Consider the following 20,905-nt stretch of genomic DNA (forward strand, 5'->3'; position numbering starts at 1 on the left):
GAAAGCCAAAGTGGTGGTGCTCGCCGCCGGCGCCCTGGCCACCCCACTGCTCCTACTCAACTCCCGCTCCGGGCAATGGCCACGCGGACTGGCCAACAGCTCCGACTACGTCGGGCGCAACCTGATGCGCCATCTCATGGACTGGATCGAGGTCTGGCCAGAACGCGGCTGCAAGATCACGGCCGAGAACAAGGAGATCGGGCTCAACGACTTTTACTTCTGGGAGGGCCAGAAATACGGCACCCTGCAGTCGGCCGGCGCGATGGCCAATCTGGCGTCCCTGGACATGTTGACCAACCAACCCGGCTGGCAGCCGAAGTTGCTGCGCCTGATGAGTCCGGCAGTGCGGCCTATCTACGACCGCTTGTTCAACGGCGGACTGCTGCTGGCCCCGATCATGGAAGACCTGCCGTATCTGGACAACCAGGTCGAGCCCAGCGATCGTCCCGGCGCGGACGGCCGCCAACGGCTGCGGCTTCGGTACCGGTTGCATGCCAGTGAGATCGAACGCCGCGCGGTGTTCATGCGGCAGATAAAAGAGGTGTTGCAGCCGTTTCGCACCCTCACGCTGCGGACCGGCGCAAACAACTCGACCCTGGGCCACGTCTGCGGCACGTGCCGCTTCGGCACCGATCCCAAAACCAGCGTGCTGGATCCCCAGAACCGGGCGCACGACGTCGACAACCTTTATGTCGTCGATGCGTCGTTCTTTCCCTCCAGCACCGGGTTGAACCCCAGCCTGACCGTTGCGGCCAACGCCCTGCGGGTGGCCGAGCACATCAACCAGGCCCACTTCGCCACCTGACGCTCAGCCAACACGCTCGAGGCGAGCGAAATTTTCCACGAGGTCGGCCGCGGCGGCGACACTTTCGGCGGGTCTGGTCATTCGAGTGGCGATTTCGCGGGCTCGGGTCGCATATCGCGGGGCCAGGATCCGACGCAGGTCTGCGACCAGCGATTTCTCGGTGGTGCTCGAAAAGCGCCGGGCGGTACCCACCTTCAGCCGTTTGATTGCAGCTCCCCATATCAGCTGAACGTCCGCCATCCAGAGGATCAACGTGGGCACGCCGGCGCGCAAACCTGCGGCCGTGGTGCCCGCGCCACCGTGGTGGACGACGGCACGGCAGGCGGGAAAGATCGCCGCGTAGTTCACCGCACCCACCACTTTGACGTGATCGGAGTGGGCGGCGCTGCTGAAATCGGACCAGCCGGCGCAAACCAGCGCTCGCTCGCCCAGTTGCGCACACGCGGCGCTGATCATGGCCAGCGTATCGGCTGGAGATTCCACCGGTATGCTGCCGAACCCGAAGCAAATCGGCGGCGTACCCGCGGCGATCCACGATGCGACGTCGTCATCGGCACCGGTCGCCAACTCCATCGTCAGCGTGCCGACGAAGGGCCGCCGCGGCGGCTTCCCCTCATTCCATTTCGCCCATTCGTCCGCCAGCCCCGGAAAACACACCTCGTCGTAGGCCTGGATCTCCAGTGATCCGCGTTCCGCGATGCGTTGCGGCGCCGGATGTTTCACTTTTGGAAGGCCGAGTTGACGGCGCTGCGCGTCCTGAACCTTCTTCACTCCCCGCCACACCAACCGCTCGTAGACCGTCATCGCCGAGCGGATCAACGGGGCGGGCAGGAACGGAACGAGGTGACCGTTGGCCCGTATCGGGAACCACAGCAGGGTGGCCAATGGAACCTCGCGATATTCGGCGACGTTGAGAGCTAGCTCCTGGTAGCTCATGCCGGTGAGCAACACGTCGGCACCATCGGCCAGCGCCGTCAGCGTCGTGCTCATCTCCGCCCAGCGCTGGGTGCCGGGCTCCCGAGCTTCGCGCAGCAGCTTCTTCACCTCCTGGATTCTCCAGGAGTTGCGGAAGAATCGCGCCCAGAAGTTGCGCGTCGATTCCAGCCACGCCTGCATGTCGGGTCCGTAAGCGGTCGCTGCGAGCCCAACCGACTCGGCGAAGCCGACCAAATCGGGCGGAACGGCCATGTACACGTCGTGCCCTCGGCGCAGCAACTCCCGACCGACAGCGATGCCGGGCTCGACATCGCCACGAGTTCCATAGAATGCGAGCACAAATTTCATCGCGCGATCTCGGCCTTTCACTCCCCGTACGCGTTCTGTGAAATGAAGGCGGCGGACCGCGTCCACAGCTCAGCCGCACCGCAGCATAACCCCGGTACCTGACGGCGATGGCAACGACGCGTGACCGTACCCGGGTCGGGGCAACGTCTGGCGCGACAGTGGCGTGAGCGGCTGGGCGGCCAAATGTCTTGGGAGTGTGCGCGCTTCCCCGACGCGGTCGCCGCCGAGACCCCGACTGCGTCGGGACACCACCCTGAGAAGTTCCTTAAATCCTGGTCGGGCGCTGTAGGCCACCAGTATGGTTTGGAGCCGTAATTAAACTCGTGTCAGCTAGGGTGGTGCGGTGGTCTGGGGCAGTGTGCACGATGTCGAGCCGGCGTGGCCCGATGTCCCCGTCGAGGGCGGCCAAAACGCTGACCAACGCCACGGCCCGCGGCGCGTTCTGCTGCGACGTCCTCGCCAACCGTCGAGTGCGCCTACAGCACAGGTCGGCCCCGGTAAGAATCGCCGAAATCCGGGGTCTGTGATTATGCGGGGCCTGAAGCGGCTGTGGATCCCGCTGGTCATCCTGGCGGTGATCGCCGTTGGCGGATTGACTGTGTCGCGACTGCACGGGCTCTTCGGCTCCGAGAAGAGCCTCTCTTATGCCGACACCAGAGCCGACAACAAACCCTACAATCCCCAGCACCTGACCTATGAGGTCTTCGGACCACCGGGGACCGTGGCTTTGATCAGCTATTTCGGCGCCAATGGTGATGCGCAACATGTCGAGGGGGTGAGCCTGCCGTGGTCATACGAGTTCGCGATAACCGCGGCAACGGGCATGAGAAGCGTCGCTGCGCAGGGTGACACCGACAGTATCGGCTGTCGCATCCTGGTGGACGGCGTGGTCAAAGCCGAGAAGACAACGCACGAAGTAAGCGCCTTCACCTCCTGCACGCTGAACGCCTCATGACCAACCGTCAGCAATCCCACAGTCGACCATTGGTAGCGCGGACCATCCGGAAATTTTCGGTGCTCGTCATCCTGGCGTGGCTGGCGTTCATCGGTGTCTTGATCGTCTGCGTCCCGTCGTTGGAGCAGGTCGAGAGCGAGCATTCGGTATCCCTGAATCCCACGGATGCGCCGTCCGTCAGGGCAGCACAGCGGCTGAATGAGGACTTCAAGGCGTCAGACCAAACCGGGCAAAAGAATTCCGGCGGCGTGGCGACGATCGTTTTGGAGGGCCAGCAACCCCTCGGCGACGACGCCCACAGGTACTACGACCATTTGATCGCTCAATTAAAAGACGATCCGAAACATGTGGCATACGTCCAGGATTTCTGGGGCGATGAACTAACCAGACACGCTGCGCAGAGCGTGGACGGAAAGGCCGCATATGTTCAAGTAGTACTCGCCGGTAATTCGAGCCAGACCACGGACAACGAATCGATCGCCGCCGTTCAGCGCATCGTCGCGCGAACGCCGGCCCCGCCGGGGGTCAAAGCGTACGTCACCGGGCCCGCGGCGATCAATGCGGACATGAGCCACAGTGGCGACAGGACGGTCGCCACGATCACCGCGGTAAGCGTCGCGGTGATCTTCATTACGTTGCTTCTCGTCTACCGGTCGGTCATCACAACAGTTCTGCTGTTGCTGGTGGTGGGCATAGAATTGCAAGTGGCGCGAGGAATTGTCGCATTTCTTGGCCATCACGGGTTTATCGGTCTCACCACCTTCGCCGTTAATTTGTTGGTATCGCTGGTGATCGCGGCCGGAACCGACTACGGAATATTTTTCGTCGGCCGGTATCAGGAGGCGCGTCAGGCCGGCCAGGACAGGGAAACGGCCTACTACACCACCTACCACGGGGTCACCAAAGTCGTCGTGGCCTCGGGTCTGACGATCGCCGGAGCACTGTTCTGCCTGATCTTCACGCGGCTGCCCTCGTTCTACGTGCTGGCCGTCCCGTGCGCGGTCGGTGTACTGGTCGCCGTCGCGGTCGCGATCACGCTGATCCCGGCAGTCCTCACCGTCGGGAGCCGTTTCGGCCTGTTCGAGCCCAGGCGGACATTCAACCCCCGCGCGTGGCGGCGGGTGGGCACGGCGATCGTTCGATGGCCCGGCGCCATCCTGGTCGCCACCTTGGCAGTCACCCTCGTCGGGTTGCTGACGCTGCCGGGCTACAAACCCAGCTACAACGACCAGAAGTACATCCCCAAGAATATCCCCGCCAATTTGGGGTATGAGGCGGCAGCGCGGCACTTTCCCCCGTCGGCGATGATGGCGCCCGACGTCCTGATGATCGAAACCGATCACGACCTGCGCAATCCGGCCGATTTTCTGGTGCTGGAGAAACTCGCCAAGGCAGTCCTCGCGGTGCCGGGCATTTCGTCGGTTCAGGCGGTGACGCGCCCTGAGGGAACCCCGATAAAGCACACGTCGATACCGTATTTCCTGAGCATGCAAGTCGCCGGCCAGCAGCAATTCCTGCTTTTTCAGAAAGCGCGCCTCAAGGACATGGTCAAGCAGGCCGACATGTTGGCGGAAGCGATCAGCATCACGCGGCATCTCTATGCCCTGACCAAGCAGATGGTCACCACGACGCACGACATGGTCGTCACGACGCGCGACATAGACGACCTCACGAACGAGTTGCGAGCCCATATTTCGGATTTCGAGGATTTCTTCAGGCCGATCCGCAGCTATTTCTACTGGGAAAAGCACTGCTACGATATTCCGATCTGCCTTTCGCTGAGAAGCATATTCGATTCTCTCGACGGTGTCGACGCGGTTACCGATGAGCTGGGAAAGGTTGTGGGAGACCTTAATCAGATCGACGTCCTGCTGCCGCAGATACTCGCCCAGTTTCCCGAAATGATCGCGATCATGGAGAGCTCGCGGTCCATGCTACTCACCATGCACAGCACCATGTCCGGAGTCCTCGGGAACATGAGCGACGACAACGGCAATGCGAGCGCCATGGGAAGGGCGTTCGACACCGCCCAAAACGATGATTCGTTCTACCTGCCACCGGAAGCCTTCAAGAACAAAGACTTCCAGCGAATCATGAAGATCTTCCTGTCACCGGACGGGAAGACCGTCCGCATGCTCATCTTGCAAAAAGGCGACCCCGCGTCGCCCGAGGGCATTTCCCGCGTCGATCCGATCAAAAGCGCGGCCGAGGAAGCGCTCAAGGGAACTCCACTGGAAGCCTCGAAAATCTATCTCTCCGGCACCGCAGCGGGTGTGCGCGACGTGGTCCAGGGGTCCACATACGACCTCATGATCGCCGGTGTGGCCGCGCTCTGCCTCATCTTCATCGTCATGCTGATCATGACGCGAAGCTTTGTTGCCGCCCTGGTGATCGTCGGTACCGTATTGCTGTCGCTGGGCGCATCCTTCGGCCTCTCCGTGTTCGCCTGGCAGGATCTGCTCGGCATCCAAATACACTGGTCAGTGCTCGTGATGGCGGTGATCGTCCTCTTGGCGGTGGGGTCCGACTACAATCTGCTGCTCGTCGCCCGGATCAAAGAGGAAATAGGCGCCGGCATCAACACCGGCATCATCCGCGCCATGGGCGGCACCGGCAAAGTGGTGACGAACGCGGGACTGGTGTTCGCGTTCACCATGGCGTCCATGCTGGTCAGCGACCTGCGTGTCATCGGTCAGGTGGGCACCACGATCGGTCTGGGCTTGCTGTTCGACACGCTGGTCGTGCGCGCGTTCATGACGCCGTCCATCGCCGCGCTGCTCGGGCGCTGGTTCTGGTGGCCGCAGCAAGTGCGCCCCCGCCCCGCCAGCACCCTACTTCGGCCCACCGGGCCCCGCCCGTTGGTACGTGCCTTGTTGCTGAGATGACGGCAGTCAATGGCGGATTTTGAGTTCAGGACCGTACCGGCAACCGTGGAGAGCACCGTGGCACAACGCTATAGCGAAAGCAGTGGCTGCCGCTTCGAGGTGCACGGCGCGGGCGCCCGTACCGTCTTCTGCCCGGGGCAGCCCAAATGAGCCCCGAGCAACCTCGCCGGCCCTTCGTGGCGCGGACGATACGCACGCTTTCACCTTTCATCGTTCTGGCCTGGGTGGCGCTCACGCTCACCGTGACCTTTGCGGTTCCACCGTTGGAGCGGGTCGGCGAAGAGCACTCCGTACCGCTGGCCCCCCAAGACGCGCCATCGGTGCGGGCGATGATGGAGATGGGCAAGGCCTTCAAGGAATCCGATTCGGACAGCTTCGCCATGATCCTCCTGGAGGGCAAGCAACCACTCGGGGACGACGCCCACACGTATTACCGCGAACTGGTCCGCGAATTGCGGAACGACCCGCGGCATGTCGAACACGTGCAGGACATGTGGGGAGACCGACTCACGGCGGCGGGTGTGCAAAGCCCCGATGGCAAGGCTGCCTATGTGCAACTGAATCTGGCGGGCAACCAGGGCACCACCCTGGCACAGGAATCCGTGGCGTCGGTCCGGAAGATCATGAAGCAGACGCCGCCTCCCGACGGCGTCGAAGTGCATCTCACCGGCCCGGCGGCGCTCATTCCGGACATGCAGCGCAGCGGCGACGCATCGCTTCTGCAGATGGCCCTGATCGGCGCCGTGATCATCTTCGTCGTGCTGTTGATCGTCTACCGCTCGGTCACCACCGCGGTCCTGGTGTCGATCGGGGTCGGGATCGAAGTGGGCTCGGCCCGAGGAATCATCGCGTTTCTCGCCGACCACAACGTCGTCGTGCTCTCGACGTTCGCCATCAACCTCCTGGTGACGCTCTCGATGGCGGCCGGAACCGACTACGGGATCTTCTTCGTCGGCCGTTATCAGGAGGCCCGCCAGGCCGGCGAAGACACCGAATCGGCCTACTACACCACCTACCGCGGGGTTACTCCCGTCGTCTTGGGTTCCGGATTGACGATCGCCGGGGCGATGTTGTGCCTGAGTTTCACCCGGATGCCCATCTTCCAGACCATCGGCGTGCCCTGCGCCGTGGGCATGCTCGTCGCCGTCGCGATCGCGATCACGCTGGTTCCGGCCATCCTGGCCATCGGAAGTCGCTTCGGGCTGTGCGACCCCAAGCGCCAGATCGCACAACGCCGGTGGCGGGGGGTCGGCACGGCGATCGTCCGCTGGCCCGCGCCCATTCTCGCCGCGACGCTGGCGGTCGCGCTGATCGGGCTGGTGACCCTACCGGGCTACAAGACGAGCTACGACGACCGAGCCTATCTACCCCAGGACCTGCCAGCTAACCTGGGATTTGCGGCCGCCAATCGGCATTTCTCCCAATCACGAATGATGCCCGATATCTTGATGATCCGGACGGATCACGATATGCGCAACCCGGCCGATTTCCTCGTGCTGCACAAAGTCGCCAAGGCGATCTTCCGGGTTCCCGGGATTTCCCGCGTCCAGGGCATAACCCGGCCCGAGGGGACACCGATCGAGCACACGTCGATCCCGTTTCTGATCAACATGCAAAACGCGGTCATGCAACAGAACGTGACGTTCATCAGACGAAGCATGGACGACCTCCTCAAGCAGGCCGATCTGATGACCAGACAAATTGCGTTGATGAAGCGCCTCTACTCGTTGCAGGAACGGCTCACTGCGCTCGCTCACCACACCATCGTTCTGACTAAAGAAGTGGTTGAGATCGTCGATGAGACGGAGATCCATTTCTCCGATTTCGAGGACTTCTTCAGGCCGATTCGAAGTTACTTCTACTGGGAAAAGCACTGCTACGATATTCCCATTTGTTATTCGCTGAGAAGCATATTCGATTCGCTCGACGGTCTCGACGAGCTCGCCGACAAAACTCACCAGATCCTGAAGGACTCGGAGAAGATCGACGAGCTGCTGCCGCAGATCCTCGCGCAGATCCCGCCGATGATCGCGATCCTGGAGGCCACGCGTACCGTCCTGCTGACGAACCACAGCACCACGTCCGGCTTCTTGGGCGAGATGGACGACGCGAGCCAGAACACCACCGCGATGGGACAGGCGTTCGACGACGCCCACAACGATGATTCCTTCTATCTGCCTCCGGATGTCTTCCAGAACGAGGACTTCAAGCGCGCGATGACTTCCTTCGTCTCCCCGGACGGAAAGGCCGCGCGATTCATCATTTTGCATCGCGGCGATCCCGCGACGCCGGAAGGTATTGCGCGGATCGACCGGATCAGGTCGGCCGCCGAGGAAGCGCTCAAGACAACACCTTTGGAGGGTGCCAAGATCTCTCTCGCCGGCACCGCCGCGACCTACAAAGATTTCCGCGATGGCGCCAGATACGACCTGTGGATCGCGCTCGTCGGTGCGCTCTGCCTAATTTTCGTCATCATGCTCGCCCTCACGCGAAGTTTCGTGGCCGCCCTGGTCATCGTCGGGACGGTATTGCTTTCGTTGGGTGCATCTTTCGGGTTGTCGGTGCTCGCCTGGCAGTACATGCTCGGCATCAAATTGCACTGGATGGTGCTGCCGATGTCGGTGATCGTCCTGTTGGCCGTCGGATCGGACTACAACCTGCTTCTGGTATCGCGGATGAAAGAGGAAATCGCGGCCGGCATCCACACCGGCATCATCCGCGCCATGGGCGGAACCGGGAAAGTGGTGACGAACGCGGGCCTGGTGTTCGCCTTCACCATGGCCTCGATGGTGTTCAGCGATTTGCGCATCATCGGCCAGGTCGGCACCACCATCGGCCTGGGCTTGATGTTCGACACCTTGGTCGTGCGCTCGTTCATGACACCGTCCATCGCCGCGTTGCTCGGACGCTGGTTCTGGTGGCCGCAGACGGTGCGCCCGCGCCCGGCCAGTTTCATGCTTCGCTCCACGGGACCGCGTCCGCTGGTGCGGTCCCTGCTGCTCAAGGAGGACTTGCCCGCGAACGGCGAAGCGGCCACCGTCGAATTCCCGCGGCTGTCCGTCTAGGTCGAAATTCGTGCGTCAGCGGGTCTCGCGCCGTTGGCGATCCGGCGGCACAAATAGGCCGGGCCCGGTAGAGCACACCGCAGACAGGGCAACCCGAGAATCTTCGCTATCAACGCGTTCGAAACTATCAAGCACCGGGGATCGGAATCGACACACCCAGGTACTGCAGCAGCAATTGAATCGCACCGATCCCCAGGGCCAGGGACAAGTACGACAAGACCAATGCCTCGTACGGCACCAGGACGATCAGCTCGATTACACCCAAAATCTTTTGCACGACAGCGGTTAACGTGTTGTAGGCGCTTGTCATCTGATTGGAAATCGACGCGACGATGCCGTTGATGATATCGACATATGAGCCGCTACTCGGCACCAGCGAAGCAGCGCCGGCCGCCTCGGCCGCCGCATAAGAGCCCGCACCCGAAGTCAAATGCTGCACGAACTGAGCGTGAAATGCCGCCGCCTGCCCCGCCAGGTAGTGAAATTCCTGGCCCACTCCGGAGAAAAGCTGCGCTACGGCCGCCGATACCTCATCGGCGGCCGCGGGTGCCACCCCGACGGTCGAGGCCGCAGCCGCCATATGGGCCGCGTTGACCGACGAACCAATGGCAGCCACGTCCTTAGCCGCCGCCGCGATCAAATCCGGCGAAGCCATCACATATGACATATCAGTCCTTCCACCGGTCATCACCGACCCAGCGGCAAAGTGAAAGCATGACACCGGTCCGTCACGCCCACGAAAGACCTTAGCCCTTGTAGCAGGATTATGTGGGTGCTTTCGAAAAGATACCGAGGGCCTACAAATCGGCGGCACAGTGCACCGACGGCAATCCCACCGGTTCCGGGCGCCCGCTGTGGGCAGCCCAGAATAACCACCTGTACAACCAGCACCATAGGCACCATAAGCACCAGATTGGGCTCGGATTGATTGTCCGCAGACGGGTCCCGGGGAATGGTCGCACCGAGGGTTGCGAATCGACGTGCACACGCAACTGTCGTAAGACCGGCCACTTTCGGCCATGCCACCCAATGAGATGTTGCGGGTAATGGCTTCGGTGTTTACCGGGCGCGGCTACTTTTCAGTGTCACGATGCGCTCCGCCGGAATCTCAGCCGGCGTTGCGCAACACCGGCTGCGACATAGAGTGCGCGTCGACAACCGGCTTGCACTCAGCAAACAAATCGATAGCGGCAGCAATGGTTCGGTCGACGATGGAAGCGAATTCCTCGGAGGTGATGCCGTCACGGATCCACTCGGACCTGCGGGCCGAGACACCGACGCGCTGCGGGTCGGGGGAACCTTGCAGGATCGCGGTGACTCCGCGGTTTTGCCGGTTCCAGGTATCCGCCAGGCGCGTCAGCCGGGGACGGTCCGCGATCGGAAAAGCCCGCGCGGGAGTGATGCTGATGTTCAGCACGTCACCGAACGACGCGGAGACCTCGAGGCGGACATGCAGGCGGCCGGAACCCGTGTTGGCGGCACAGAAGTATTCGCCATCGTGGTCGCCCCGGAGGAAACGCAGCCCGCAGGTGTTCAGGTAGCGTTCGATGAGGTTGGCGCAGAGCAACTCGCTGGTCATGAGATAGATACTGGGCGCCCCTGCTTTGCGGACCCTTTGAGCCGAGCTAGCCAAAGCCCAAGAAGTTGTTGAGATTTCCCTGAGAGAGCGAGCCGGCGACGGCCCCACCCAGTACAACGCGCCTGGATCCGTCACGCGGCACGGCAGCGGGCCGTCACGGTTGAGACGGCCGGCGCTCAGGCGTTGACGACGAGCCGCGCGACCTCGACCATCGCGGACGTGATCCGCCCGATCTCGTCGGGCGTACAGATATACGGCGGCATGGCGTAGATCAGGTTGCGGAACGGGCGCAGCCACACGCCGCGGTCCATCGCCGCCGGGGTGGCGACGGCCAGGTCGACGGGCCGGTCGCATTCGATGACGCCGATCGCGCCGCACACGCGCACGTCGGCGACACCGGGCAGCGCCCGCGCGGGCTCGAGCCCGTCGGTCAGGCCGGAGCCGATCTCGGCGACCCGCGACCGCCAGTCCTGGCCCAGCAGCACCTCCACGCTGGCCACCGACACTGCACAGGCCAGCGCATTGGCCATGAACGTGGGGCCGTGCATCAGTGCACCCGCTTCCCCGGCGCTGATCGTGGCCGCGATGTCGCGGGTGCACAGGGTCGCGGCCATGCTCAGGTATCCCCCGGTCAGCGCCTTGCCCACGCACATGATGTCCGGGCTCACCCCGGCGTGGTCGGCGGCGAACAGCTCGCCGGTGCGGCCGAAGCCGGTGGCGATCTCGTCGAACACCAACAACACCTCGTGCTGCCGGCACATCGCGCGCAGGTCGGACAGATAGCGGGGGTCGTGAAAGCGCATCCCGCCCGCGCCCTGCACCACTGGCTCGACGACCACGGCCGCCAGTTCGTGAGCGTGTTCGGCCAGTTGTTCCTCGAACGCAGCGGCGTAGGCCGGGTCATAGTCGGGGGGCACCTGCGGGGCGAACACCTGCCGGGCCAGGATGTCGGTCCACAGCGCGTGCATGCCGCCCTCGGGGTCGCAGACGCTCATCGGCGTGAACGTGTCGCCGTGGTAGCCGCCCCGCCAGGTCATCAGCCGGCGTTTGCCGGGCCGCGCGCGGCTACGCCAGTACTGCAGCGCCATCTTCACCGCGACCTCGAGCGACACCGACCCCGAGTCGCTGAAGAAGACCGTCTCCAGACCCGCCGGAGTGACCTCGACCAGCAGCTGGGCCAGCCGGGCCGCGGGCTCGTGGGTCAGGCCGCCGAACATCACGTGGTTCAGCACGCCGAGTTGGCTGGTCAGCGCCGCGTCCAGGACCGGGTGGCCGTGCCCGTGGATGGCGGTCCACCAGGAGCTCATCGCGTCGAGAGCCTCGATCGGCCGCCCATCGCGGATCAACGTCAGCCAGGCACCGCGGGCGCCGACGGCCACGACGGGCGGCACGGCTTCCCGGCCGATCGTGCTGTACGGGTGCCACAGGTGCGCGGCGTCGATCGCGCTGATTTCGCCGGGGGTCAACCGGGCTCTCGCCGCAGGCATAGAGATGCAGCGTAAAGCAGTCCGGTCGCGCAATCCCCGGCCATCGGGAAGCATGGGAGGACATGGCCGCGCCGCATCAGCCCGAAGACCCCGGTCCGGGCGACCCCGCCCCGTCCGCACCGGTGGACTACGACCAGGAAGCACCTCGGGTGCTGCGGCTGCGGCTGGCCGCCTGGGACGTCGTCAGCACCGTCGCGCTGCTGATCCTGCTCTTCGTCCTGGCCACGGAGACGCGATGGCCAGCAAGGCTTTTCGGCTTCCTCGCCCATGTGTGCGAGGGGGACGAGTGCGGGATGGTGCCCTTTGGCCTCGATTTCTACATCCGTCCGCTGGTGTGGGGCGGGATCGGCGCGGCCGTTGCCGCGGCCGTCGTCGGCCCGGTGGTTTCGCTGTTGAAGGGCTGGTACATGTCCTTCTGGCCGGTGCTCTCGCTCGCGCTGCTCATGGTCGCCTCGGTGGTCGGCTTCATGCTCACGACCTTCAGCGAACGCTATTGGCTCTGAGCCCCGCCGCGGCCCCCGCGTGAGACCGAAATCACAACTGCGCATGGGGTTTTGGGCCGATGCCGTTACCTTCCGGTCACGTTCCGACAAATAATCCCCTGTGGGCCTCACCAGCTATTTTCCGATCGCGACTTCTGTTGTAGAAGTGTCTGTAGTGACTGGTGTGAATTCAGCCGGCTATCCGACCGAGTTCGTACCACCAACGTCATGCCGCGGCGTCGGACCACGACGAGGAGGACTTCGCGCGAGTCATGACATCGGGGCCGATGCGCGAAGTCACCGCGTCGAGGCCCACTAGAAAGTTCGGAGGGAAACCGAGATGAAGCGCCTCTACCTCTTCGCGGCGGGCCTGGCCATGCTGGTCGGCGCGTTGCTCGCGCCTGCCGTGGCAAGCGCCGACCCGATCGTGCGGCCGATGGACTATCAGCAGGCCACCGATGTCGTCATCATGCGCGGGCTGTCCCAGCGGGGCGTGCCGTACGCCTGGGGCGGCGGCGGCATCACCGGTCCGACCCGCGGCCGGGGAAGCGGCATCACCACCGTCGGCTTCGACGCCTCGGGCCTGATGCAGTATGCCTACGCGGGCGCCGGGATCCGGCTGCCGCGCTCCTCCGGCGAGATCTACAAGCTCGGCCAGAAGGTGCTGCCGCAGCAGGCCCGCCGGGGCGACATGCTCTTCTACGGCCCCGAGGGCACCCAGAGCGTGGCGATGTACCTGGGCAACGGGCAGATGCTCGAGGTCGGCGACGTCGTCCAGGTCTCGCCGGTGCGCAGCGCCGGTATGACGCCCTACCTGGTCCGGGTGCTCGGAACCCAGCAGGTTCCCGTCCAGCAGGCCCCCCTGCAGCAGGTGCCCACCCAGCAGGCGCCGCTGCAGCAGACGCCCGCCCAGCAGATGCCCACCCAGCAAGCGCCGGCGCAACAGGTGCCACTGCAACAGGCACCCGTCCAGCAGGCGCCGTTGCAGCAGCGGCCGGTCCAGCAGGCACCGCTGCAGCAAATGCCCGCACTGCAACTGCCGGCGCAGCAGGCGCCGTTGCAGCCCGCTCCCGCCGGCATCACGCGGTAACCGCCGCGGCATTACCCGACAGCCGCCACCTGCTCGATCACCGGCGATCATGACCGGAGAGCAGGTGGCGGTTTAGGTAAATTGGCTCCAGCCATGTTGAGCCTCTCGTCCCCGCCCCGCCCGCCGGCCACCGACCCGGAGCCGGTCAGCGGGGCTGGCGCGGCCAACTTCTATCGCCATGACCTCGACGGCCTGCGCGGCATCGCCATCGGGCTGGTCGCGATGTTCCACGTCTGGTTCGGCCGCGTCTCCGGCGGCGTCGACGTGTTCCTGGCGCTGTCCGGGTTCTTCTTCGGCGGCAAGATCCTGCGCGCCGCGCTCAACCCCGCCGCGCCGCTGTCGCCGGCGGCCGAGGCGATCCGGCTGATCCGGCGCCTGGTCCCGGCGCTGATCGTGGTGCTGGCTGGGTGCACCGTGCTGACGATCCTGGTGCAGCCCGAGACCCGCTGGGAGACGTTCGCCAACCAGAGCCTGGCCAGCCTGGGCTACTACCAGAACTGGGAACTGGCCAACACGGCCTCGGACTACCTGAAGGCGGGCGAGGCCGTCAGTCCGCTGCAGCACATCTGGTCGATGTCGGTGCAGGGCCAGTTCTACATCGCCTTCCTGCTGCTGATCGCCGGGTTCGCCTACCTGTGGCGCCGGTTCCGGGTGCCCGCGGCCCCACGACTGCGCTCCGGGTTCATCGTGCTGCTGGGTGCGCTCACCGTGGCCTCGTTCGTCTACGCGATCGTCGCCCACCAGGACAACCAGTCGACCGCGTATTACAACAGCTTCGCGCGGGGATGGGAGCTGCTGCTGGGCGCGCTCGCCGGTGCGCTGGTGCCCTACCTGCGCTGGCCGATGTGGCTGCGCACCACGGTCGCCTCGGTCGCGCTGGCGACGATCGTGTCCTGCGGTGCCCTCATCGACGGCGTCCGCGAGTTCCCCGGGCCCTGGACGCTGGTGCCCGTCGGCGCCACCATGCTGATGATCCTCGCTGGGGCCAACCTGCCGGGCGACCGCGGTGGCGGCCGCCGGCTGCCGCTGCCCAACCGCCTCCTGGCGACCGGGCCGCTGCTGGCGCTGGGCACCATGGCCTACTCGCTGTACCTGTGGCACTGGCCGCTGCTGATCTTCTGGCTGTCCTTCACCGGTCACCGGCAAGCCAACTTCCTCGAAGGGTCGGCGGTGCTGGCTGTGTCCGGCGTGCTGGCGTACCTGACCACCCGGCTCGTCGAGAACCCGCTGCGCTACCGCGGCCCCGCCGGTGCGACCACCGCGGGCCCCGCGCTCCCGTGGCAGGCCCGCCTGCGCCGGCCGACGATGGCGCTGGGGTCGGCGGTGGTGCTGCTCGGCGTCACGCTTACCGCGACGGCGTTCAGTTGGCGCGAGCACGTCACCGACCTGCGCGCCGCGGGCAAGGAACTCAGCGGGCTCAACGCCCGCGACTACCCCGGTGCCCGCGCCCTGACCACGCACGTGCGGGTGCCCACGCTGCGGATGCGGCCGACCGTGCTCGAGGTGCGGCACGACTACCCGGCCTCCACCCGTGACGGCTGCATCAGCAACTTCGTCAACCCGGCGGTGGTGAACTGCACCTACGGCGACGAGTCCGCCACCCGGACGATCGCGCTGGCGGGCGGGTCGCACGCCGAGCACTGGCTGCCCGCGCTCGACCAGCTGGGCCGCCTGCACCACTTCAAGGTGGTCACCTACCTGAAGATGGGCTGCCCGTTGTCGACCGAGGAAGTCCCGCTGATCATGGGCAACAACGCGGCATACCCGCAATGCCACGACTGGGTGCAGCGCACGATGGCCAAGCTGATCGCCGACCATCCGGACTACGTGTTCACCACCTCCACCCGGCCGTGGAACATCAAACCCGGCGACGTGATGCCGGCGACCTACATTGGGATCTGGCAGGCGTTCTCCGACAACAACATTCCGGTCTTGGCGATGCGCGACACGCCGTGGTTGGTCAAGGACGGCAAACCGTTCGACCCCGCGGACTGCCTGGCCAAGGGAGGCGACGCGGTGTCGTGCGGGATCAAGCGCTCCGACGTGCTGGCCGAGCGCAATCCGACCCTCGACTTCGTCGACCGGTTTCCCGTGCTCAAGCCGCTCGACATGTCCGACGCGGTGTGCCGGCAGGACATCTGCCGCGCGGTCGAGGGCAACGTGCTGATCTACCACGGGGCCCATCACCTGTCCCCCACCTACGTGCGCACCATGACCAATGAGCTGGGCCGCCAGATCGCCGACAGCACCGGGTGGTGGTAAGGGCCCCGACCGACCGACCGCGGATAAGGTTTTGTGATGCCGACGAACGATCGCGCTTCAGAAGCAGGCGCCGATGATTCCGAACAACCCAAACTCGCCACGGTCTGGCCGGGAACCCCCTATCCGTTGGGAGCCACCTACGACGGCGCCGGCACCAACTTCTCGGCGTTCTCCGAGGTCGCCGAGAAGATCGAACTGTGCCTGATCGACGACGACGGCATCACCGAGTCCCGGATCGCCTTGGAAGAAGTCGACGGGTTCGTCTGGCACGCCTACCTCCCGAACGTCGGCCCGGGCCAGCGCTACGGATTCCGGGTGCACGGGCCGTTCGACCCGGCGGCCGGGCACCGCTGCGACCCCAGCAAGTTGCTGCTCGACCCCTACGGCAAAGCCTTTCACGGCGATTTCGACTTCACCCAGGCGCTGTACTCCTACGACCTGAACGCCGTCGACCCCGAAGCCCCCGATTCGATTAGCGCCGACCCCGGCACTCCCCCGATGGTCGACTCGCTGGGCCACACCATGACCAGCGTGGTGATCAATCCGTTCTTCGACTGGGCATACGACCGCTCGCCCAACACCCCGTACAACGAGACGGTCATCTACGAGGCCCACGTCAAGGGCATGACGCGAACCCATCCCGGCGTGCCCGAGGAACTGCGTGGCACCTTCGCCGGGCTGGCCCACCCGGCGATCATCGACCACCTGCAGTCGCTCAACGTCACCGCGATCGAGCTTATGCCGGTGCACCAATTCATGCACGACGCGCGGCTGCTGGACCTGGGTCTGCGAAACTACTGGGGCTACAACACGTTCGGGTTCTTCGCCCCGCACAACGAGTATGCGGCCAACCGCAAAGCCAGCGTCCCGGAGTTCAAGGCCATGGTGCGGACGTTCCACGAGGCCGGCATCGAGGTCATCCTCGACGTGGTGTACAACCACACCGCCGAGGGCAATCACCTGGGCCCGACCATCAACTTCCGCGGCATCGACAACGCCGCCTACTACCGGCTTGTCGACACCGACCTGCGGTTGTACAAGGACTACACGGGTACCGGCAACAGCCTCAACGCCCGCCACCCGCATGTGCTGCAGCTGATCATGGACTCGTTGCGCTACTGGGTGATCGAGATGCACGTCGACGGGTTCCGCTTCGACCTGGCCGCCACCCTGGCTCGCGAGCTCCACGACGTCGACCGGCTGAGCGCGTTCTTCGACCTGGTGCAGCAGGATCCGATCGTCAGCCAGGTCAAATTGATCGCGGAGCCGTGGGACGTCGGCGAGGGCGGCTACCAGGTCGGCAACTTCCCTGGTTTGTGGACCGAGTGGAACGGGAAGTATCGCGATACTGTGCGTGACTACTGGCGGGGCGAGCCCGCAACCCTGGGCGAATTCGCGTCCCGGCTGACCGGGTCGTCGGACCTCTACGAGGCGACCGGCCGGCGCCCCAGCGCCAGCATCAACTTCGTCACCGCCCACGACGGTTTCACGCTGAGCGACCTGGTCTCCTACAACGAGAAACACAACCTGGCCAACGGCGAGGACAACCGGGACGGGGAAAGCCACAACCGCTCGTGGAACTGCGGCGTGGAGGGGCCCACCGACGACCCCGACGTCCGGGAGCTGCGTCGCCGCCAGATGCGCAACTTCTGGGCCACCCTGATGCTCAGCCAGGGCACGCCGATGATCGCCCACGGCGACGAGTTGGGCCGCAGCCAGAACGGCAACAACAACGTATACTGCCAGGACTCCGAATTATCTTGGATGGACTGGTCGTTGGCCGACAAGAACTCCGATCTGCTGGCGTTCGCGCGCAAGGTGACCACACTGCGCAAGCAACACCCGGTGTTTCGCCGGCGCAGGTTTTTCGAGGGCGAGCCGATCCGCACCGCCGACGAATTGCGCGACATCGCCTGGCTCACCCCCGACGGCCGGGAGATGACACACGAGGACTGGGGCAAAACCCTGCACAAGTGCGTGGCTGTTTTCCTCAACGGCGAGGCCATCACCGCACCCGACGCACGCGGAGAGCGGGTCGTCGATGACTCGTTTCTGTTGTGCTTCAACGCGGACGAACGAACGCTGGAGTTCGTCATGCCGCACGCCGACTACGCCCAGGAGTGGACGGTGGAACTGGACACCAACGATCCCGTCGGCGAGGCCGACCAGGTCGTCAACGCCGAGGAGAAGATCACTGTGCCGTCCCGCTCGCTGCTGGCACTTCGTAAGACGTTGTGACGCATGGCTTTACCGGTCCTGGCCACCTACCGCTTGCAGTTGCGTGGTGAATCGAGCGGGTTCGCGTTCACCTTCGCAGACGCCGAGAACCTCCTCGAGTACCTTGACGAGCTGGGCGTTTCGCATCTGTACCTGTCCCCGATCACGACGGCGGTCCGCGGCTCTAGTCACGGCTACGACGTCGCCGACCCGACGGCGGTCTCGCCCGAACTCGGCGGCCCCGAGGGGCTGGCACGACTGGCGGCGGCGGCCCGGGAGCGCGGGCTGGGCCTGATCGTCGACATCGTGCCCAACCACGTCGGCATCGACCAACCCGAGCAGAACCCGTGGTGGTGGGACGCGTTGCGGCACGGCCGCTCGTCGCCGTATGCGGCGTTCTTCGACATCGACTGGGACCTGGACCAGGACGGCCGGATCGTGTTGCCCGTCTTGGGTTCCGACGAGGACACCGCCGCGCTGCAGGTCGACGGCGACGTGCTGCGACTGGGTGACCTGGCGTTCCCGATCGCACCCGGCACCGCGGCGGGCACCGGCCCCGAGGTGCACGATCGTCAGCACTACCGGCTGGTCGGATGGCGCAACGGCGTCTGCGGATATCGGCGGTTCTTCTCGATCACCTCGCTGGCCGGACTGCGCCAGGAGGATCCCGCGGTGTTCGACGCCGGCCATGCCGAGGTCGCCCGCTGGTTCGCCGACGGACTCGTCGACGGCGTGCGGGTCGACCACCCGGACGGGTTGTCGGATCCCTGTGGCTACCTGACCCGGCTGCGCGCCCTCGTCGGCCCCGACGCCTGGATTGTCATCGAAAAGATTCTGGCTCCTGACGAGGCGCTCGAACCCACGCTGCCGGTGGCCGGCACCACCGGCTACGACGTGCTGCGCGAGGTGGGCGGGATCTTCGTCGACCCGGCGGGCGCCCCGGCGCTGACCGCGCTGGTCGAATCCGCGGGGGTGGACTACGAGGCGATGCCAGAGCTGCTGGCCGAGCTCAAGATCCGTTCGGCCACCGAAACTTTGGGCAGCGAGCTGCGCCGGCTGCGCCGCAGCGTCGTCGCCGTCGCCGGTGCCGATCATCCGCTGCTGCCCGACGCGGTGGCCGCCCTGCTCAGCCACATCGGCGTCTACCGTTCCGACTATCCGGGGCTGGCCGCGATCATGCCGACCGCGCTGGCCGAAACGCAGGCGGGCGTACCGCAGCTGGCCCCCGCGCTGGAGGTGCTGGCCGCCGCGCTGGCCCGCGGTGGCGAACCGGCCACCCGACTGCAGCAGCTGTGCGGAGCGGTGACAGCCAAGGCGAGCGAGGACTGCCTGTTCTACCGCGACGCCCGGCTGGTGTCGCTCAACGAGGTGGGTGGGGAACCTTCGCGGTTCGGTGTGGGCGCCGCGGAATTCCACCAGAGCGCCGCCACCCGCGCCCGGCTGTGGCCGCAGGCGATGACCACGCTGACCACCCACGACACCAAGCGCGGCGAGGACGTGCGCGCCCGCATCGGCGTGCTCTCGCAGGTGCCGTCGCTGTGGACCGAGTTCGTGTCCCGCTGGGAAGTTCAGGCGCCCTCCCCCGATGCGGCGACCGGACGCTTCCTGTGGCAGAACATCTTCGGGGTGTGGCCGCTCAACGGGGAGGTCACCGACGAGCTGCGGCAGCGGCTGCACGCCTACGCCGAGAAGGCGATCAGGGAGGCGTCGTTGCGCACCTCCTGGAACGACCCGGACGCCGAGTTTGAGGACGCGGTGCACCGCTGGCTCGAAACCGTGCTCGACGGCCCGGTCGCCGGACAGCTGACCGAGCTTGTCGCCCAACTGAACTCGCACGCCGCAAGCGACGCGCTTGGCCAGAAGCTGCTCGCGCTCACCGTGCCCGGCGTGCCCGACATCTACCAGGGCACCGAGTTGTGGGACGACAGCCTCGTCGACCCGGACAACCGCCGCCCGGTCGACTACGCCGCCCGCCGGGCCGCCCTGCAGGTGCTACAGCATCCCAAGCTGCGGGTGGTGACCACGGCGCTGCGGTTGCGTCGTGCCCATCCCGGGTGCTTCCTGCGCGGCGCCTACACGCCGGTGCTGGCCGACGGTGAGGCCGCCGAACACACCGTGGCGTTCCGCCGCGGCGAGGACATCGTGGTCGCGGTGACCCGCTGGACGGTGCGGTTGGCCGAGAAAGGTTGGGGCAACACCGTGCTGCCGCTTCCCAACGGGACCTGGAAGGACACGCTCACCGGGGCCATCGCCGCCGGACCGACCGCGGCCGCCCAGCTGTTCGCGGACCTGCCTGTCGTGCTGCTGGAGCGGCACCATGACTGAATTCCGCGTCTGGGCGCCCAAACCCGAGCTGGTCCGCCTCGACGTCGACGGCCGGGTGCACCCGATGACGCGCTCGGACGACGGCTGGTGGCACGGATGCGTCGACACGGCCCCGGACGCCCGCTACGGCTACCTGCTCGACGACGACACCACCGCGCTACCCGACCCGCGATCGCCGCGCCAGCCCGACGGGGTACACGAGCGCTCACAGTTGTGGGACCCCGCCCGGGCCGAGTGGACCGACTCCGGCTGGACCGGCCGGCCCGTGCAGGGTGCGGTGATCTACGAGCTGCACGTCGGCACCTTCACCGCCGCCGGTACCTTCGATGCGGCCATCGAACGCCTCGACTACCTGGTCGATCTCGGGATCGACTTCGTCGAGCTGATGCCCGTCAACTCCTTCGCCGGCACCCACGGCTGGGGCTACGACGGCGTGCTGTGGTACAGCGTGCACGAACCCTACGGCGGT

13 protein-coding genes and 1 pseudogene are annotated in these 20,905 nt (G+C 65.5%); 10 read left to right on the forward strand and 4 right to left on the reverse strand.

What is annotated here, in order from left to right; translation table 11 throughout:
* Positions 1-805 (forward strand): GMC oxidoreductase (locus tag AC2VOR_RS07580; protein ID WP_486963514.1); only part of this gene is annotated, 805 nt, incomplete at its 5' end.
* Positions 806-808: 3 nt separating this feature from the next.
* Here AC2VOR_RS07580 and AC2VOR_RS07585 read toward each other — a convergent pair.
* Positions 809-2,089, reverse strand: coding sequence for a glycosyltransferase (locus tag AC2VOR_RS07585; protein WP_486963515.1), 1,281 nt, complete (start codon positions 2,087-2,089; stop codon positions 809-811).
* A 529-nt stretch (positions 2,090-2,618) separates the two neighbouring features.
* Between AC2VOR_RS07585 and AC2VOR_RS07590 the strand changes: the two genes are divergently transcribed.
* The 3 genes from AC2VOR_RS07590 (at position 2,619) to AC2VOR_RS07600 (ending at position 8,994) form a co-directional block, all read left to right on the forward strand.
* Entirely contained in the window at positions 2,619-3,044 is a 426-nt protein-coding gene (locus AC2VOR_RS07590) for an MmpS family transport accessory protein (protein WP_369739014.1), read from the forward strand.
* Positions 3,041-5,929 carry an MMPL/RND family transporter gene (locus AC2VOR_RS07595; protein ID WP_369739015.1) on the forward strand — a complete coding sequence of 963 codons (2,889 nt, stop codon included), beginning with the start codon at positions 3,041-3,043 and terminating at the stop codon, positions 5,927-5,929. The genes AC2VOR_RS07590 and AC2VOR_RS07595 overlap by 4 nt, the downstream gene beginning before the upstream one ends.
* Before the next feature lie 146 nt (positions 5,930-6,075).
* Positions 6,076-8,994 (forward strand): MMPL/RND family transporter, encoded by a 2,919-nt coding sequence (locus tag AC2VOR_RS07600; RefSeq protein WP_369739016.1) that lies wholly within the window; start codon positions 6,076-6,078, stop codon positions 8,992-8,994.
* A gap of 127 nt (positions 8,995-9,121) precedes the next feature.
* Here the strand turns inward: AC2VOR_RS07600 and AC2VOR_RS07605 are convergent, their stop codons facing one another.
* The 3 genes from AC2VOR_RS07605 to AC2VOR_RS07615 form a co-directional block, all read right to left on the reverse strand.
* Positions 9,122-9,661, reverse strand: coding sequence for a PE family protein (locus AC2VOR_RS07605; protein WP_369739017.1), 540 nt, complete (start codon positions 9,659-9,661; stop codon positions 9,122-9,124).
* A gap of 441 nt (positions 9,662-10,102) precedes the next feature.
* Complete coding sequence (locus AC2VOR_RS07610) at positions 10,103-10,573, reverse strand: YbjN domain-containing protein (protein ID WP_369739018.1); 471 nt, start codon at positions 10,571-10,573, stop codon at positions 10,103-10,105.
* A gap of 176 nt (positions 10,574-10,749) precedes the next feature.
* A complete protein-coding gene (locus AC2VOR_RS07615) occupies positions 10,750-12,060 on the reverse strand; it encodes an adenosylmethionine--8-amino-7-oxononanoate transaminase (protein WP_369739019.1) in 1,311 nt (436 codons plus the stop codon).
* 62 nt (positions 12,061-12,122) lie between these two features.
* On the opposite strand from AC2VOR_RS07615, the gene AC2VOR_RS07620 reads away from it, so the two are divergent.
* The 6 genes and pseudogenes from AC2VOR_RS07620 to AC2VOR_RS07645 form a co-directional block, all read left to right on the forward strand.
* On the forward strand, positions 12,123-12,563 hold the full coding sequence (locus AC2VOR_RS07620; RefSeq protein ID WP_369739020.1) for a hypothetical protein: 441 nt from the start codon (positions 12,123-12,125) through the stop codon (positions 12,561-12,563).
* A 319-nt stretch (positions 12,564-12,882) separates the two neighbouring features.
* Positions 12,883-13,632, forward strand: a complete 750-nt coding sequence (gene ripD, locus AC2VOR_RS07625) for an NlpC/P60 family peptidoglycan-binding protein RipD (protein ID WP_369739021.1) — start codon at positions 12,883-12,885, stop codon at positions 13,630-13,632.
* Between the two features lie 93 nt (positions 13,633-13,725).
* Positions 13,726-15,894, forward strand: a complete 2,169-nt coding sequence (locus tag AC2VOR_RS07630) for an acyltransferase family protein (RefSeq protein ID WP_369739022.1) — start codon at positions 13,726-13,728, stop codon at positions 15,892-15,894.
* A 36-nt stretch (positions 15,895-15,930) separates the two neighbouring features.
* Entirely contained in the window at positions 15,931-18,132 is a 2,202-nt protein-coding gene (gene glgX / locus AC2VOR_RS07635) for a glycogen debranching protein GlgX (RefSeq protein ID WP_369739024.1), read from the forward strand.
* A gap of 3 nt (positions 18,133-18,135) precedes the next feature.
* On the forward strand, positions 18,136-20,436 hold the full coding sequence (treY, locus tag AC2VOR_RS07640; protein WP_486963516.1) for a malto-oligosyltrehalose synthase: 2,301 nt from the start codon (positions 18,136-18,138) through the stop codon (positions 20,434-20,436).
* Positions 20,429-20,905 (forward strand): annotated as a pseudogene (locus AC2VOR_RS07645) (malto-oligosyltrehalose trehalohydrolase); the annotation flags it as partial. The gene treY and the pseudogene AC2VOR_RS07645, both read left to right, overlap by 8 nt.

Source organism: Mycobacterium sp. TH-M103 (assembly GCF_057473785.1).